This window comes from Dehalococcoidia bacterium (assembly GCA_025054935.1).
Classification (GTDB): Bacteria; Chloroflexota; Dehalococcoidia; order SpSt-223; family SpSt-223; genus JANWZD01.
Window position 1 is genome coordinate 1 of record JANWZD010000035.1, and the last position, 2693, is coordinate 2693.

A 2693-nucleotide genomic window follows, 5' to 3' on the forward strand; every position below is an offset into this window, starting at 1 on the left:
CGCTGGCTGATGTACGCGGGCTCGCGCCATTCACGGCGCAAAGACTTCGCCTCGCCATATCTCGCGCACGCTGCGCGCACCGCCGAGGCCTGGTACGGCTCGAGCGTCAATGGCTGGCAAGTGGAGCGTGAACGATGACGCCGCACGAATTCCTGGACCAACTCTGGGCCGAGAAGCCCTCCGACCTCTATCTCCTCATCTGGACGCTCGAGGACAAGCGCTCCCGGTGGTTCCAAAAGGTCGAGGAGGCCGCCGCCGCCGTGACGCAGACGCCGCAGGATGTCTACGTCGGCGTGGGCCTCTCGCCCCGTGACTACGGCCCGTCGCGCCGCTGCCCCTCGGACGAGATCGCCGGGATCGCCGGCCTCTGGGCGGACTTCGACCTTCAGTCGGAGGCGCACAAGAAGACGCTGCCCGCGACGATTCCGGACGCGCTCTCGATCATTCCGGCGGGGATACCGCCCACGATCGTCGTCGCAACCGGTAACGGCGCCCATGCCTGGTGGCTGTTCAAGGAACCTTGGATCTTCGATGACACTGCCGAGCGAGAGCGAGCATCCTGCCTGGTTCAACGCTGGCATACGCTCTTGCAGGAAAACGCCCAGCGGCGCAGCTGGACCTTTGACCGTCTCTCCGACCTCGCACGCGTACTCCGCATCCCAGGCACGATCAACGGCAAAGACCCATCTCAACCCAAACCCGTTATGCTGCACTCGAATGCGGGGCGCCGCTACAACCCCTCCGACTTTGAGGACCTTCTCAGCGGCATCGTGGTCCGTGTCCCTTCTCCACGACAACCGTTGGTCGCTGCTCAGAACGCGCTGGCGGTCAATCCCAACGCCACGGTTCCGCAGGAACTGCTCGACGGCTGGATGGCGCAGGATATGCGCTTCCGCAATACCTGGCTCCGCCAGCGGCATGATCTGAAGGACCAGTCGCAGTCGGGCTACGACCTGGCTCTGGCCGGCTTCGGCGTCGAGGCCGGGCTGACGGATCAAGAGATCGTTGATCTGCTCATTCATCACCGCCGCACGCATGGCCAGCGGCAGCGCACCCGACTCGACTACTTCGAACGGACAATCGCCAAGGCGCGCGCAACTGCCGAAGCGGCCGCCGCCAACATCGCCGTTCCTATGCCAGACGCCGGTGAGGACGCCACCGACAGACGGCGCCTGCTTCTCGATGAGCTATCGAAGCTGTTCGGCGTTTCGATCCAGCAGATCCGCAAGATCACCGGCAAAGACCCGACCTACCAGATGGTTGTTGAGGGCGAGACGCTCGAGTTCGCAAGCGTCGGCAAACTGATCGACCAGCGCTTTCTGCGGCTCACCCTCGCTGCCGGGCTCGACCGCTTGATCCCCAAAATCAAACCCAAAGACTGGGAGCGCGTCGCTCAGATGCTGCTCGATTCATTGACGGTGACCGACGGCGGGGAGGAGAACGACCTTCGCGGCGCGGCCAGGCTCTACCTGGACCACTATCTGTCGGAGACATCCTTTATCGACTCGATTGCGGGCCAGCCCGTGCAATCTCTCCGTAAGCCGACCATCTACGACGGCCACATTGCCATCTGCACGAGCGATCTTCAGCCGCATATCAACAAGGTCTTCGGCCACAACCTCTCGCTCAAGGCCGTGGCATCGATGCTGGCCGCCGTCGGCGCCGCTAACACCCGCATCCGGGGCTCGCAGTTCCGGGATCAGAGCCGCTGGCTGCTGCCACAAGACGAATTTCCGCCATCCCGCTACCTCGCCGCCGAACAGAAGGAGGAGGAACATGCAGCCCGCGCGTGAGGTCGAAGGGGCGCTTGAAAGCATCGGTGAGCGCGACCATACGGCGACGGCCGAGTACCGGATCTTCGGCCCCCCGGGAACGGGGAAAACGACGAATCTGAGCCGTCAGATCCGTCGTGCGGTGGATCGCTTCGGGCCCGATTCGGTGCTGGTGACGAGTTTCACGCGCGCGGCGGCGGCGGAACTCGCCGGTCGCGACCTGCCCATCAGACAAGACCGCATCGGCACGCTGCACTCCCACTGTTGGCGGGCGCTGGATGGGCCGGCGATTGCCGAAACGCAGGTCGAGGAATGGAATCGCTCGCGCCCGAACCTGCGCATCAGTCCGCTCAAGAGGCAGCAGGCGCTTGATGGGGAATCGGGCGCCGATGATTCGTCCATGCGCGCCAGCGATGGCGATCGCTGGCTCCAGGAGTTGAGCCGCTGCCGCGGCATGATGTTGCCGGAGGCGGCCTGGCCCGCCGCCGTTCGGTCCTTTGCGCGCCGCTGGACGGAATACAAACAGTCCCTCGGGCTTCTCGACTTCTGCGACTTGATCGAGACGGCTCTGCGAGAGATACCCTTTGCGCCGGGGCAGCCGTCGGTCATCTTTGCCGATGAGGCCCAGGACCTCAACCGGATGCAGCTCTCGCTCGTCCGCAAGTGGGGCGAACGGGCGCAGTATTTCATCCTCGCCGCCGACGACGATCAGACCATCTATTCCTGGACAGGCGCCACGCCGGACGCCGTGCTCGACCCCGAGATTCCCGAGGACCACAAGATCATCCTCAAGCAAAGCTACCGGGTACCCCGATCAGTGCACTCCTTGGCCCAGCGGCTGATCCAGCAAGTGGGCCGCCGCCAACCCAAGGACTACCGTCCGTGCCCGGCAGACGGCGAATGCCACCATCTGAGCCTTGG

The 2693-nt window shown here is 64.5% G+C and carries 2 protein-coding genes; both read left to right on the forward strand.

Going from position 1 to position 2693, the window contains the following annotated elements; all coding sequences use genetic code 11:
- Positions 1-134 precede the first annotated feature (134 nt).
- Positions 135-1793 (forward strand): hypothetical protein, encoded by a 1659-nt coding sequence (locus NZ773_16115; GenBank protein ID MCS6803452.1) that lies wholly within the window; start codon positions 135-137, stop codon positions 1791-1793.
- Positions 1777-2693, forward strand: a 917-nt coding sequence (locus NZ773_16120) for an ATP-dependent helicase (GenBank protein MCS6803453.1), incomplete at its 3' end; no start/stop codon positions are given. The genes NZ773_16115 and NZ773_16120, both read left to right, overlap by 17 nt.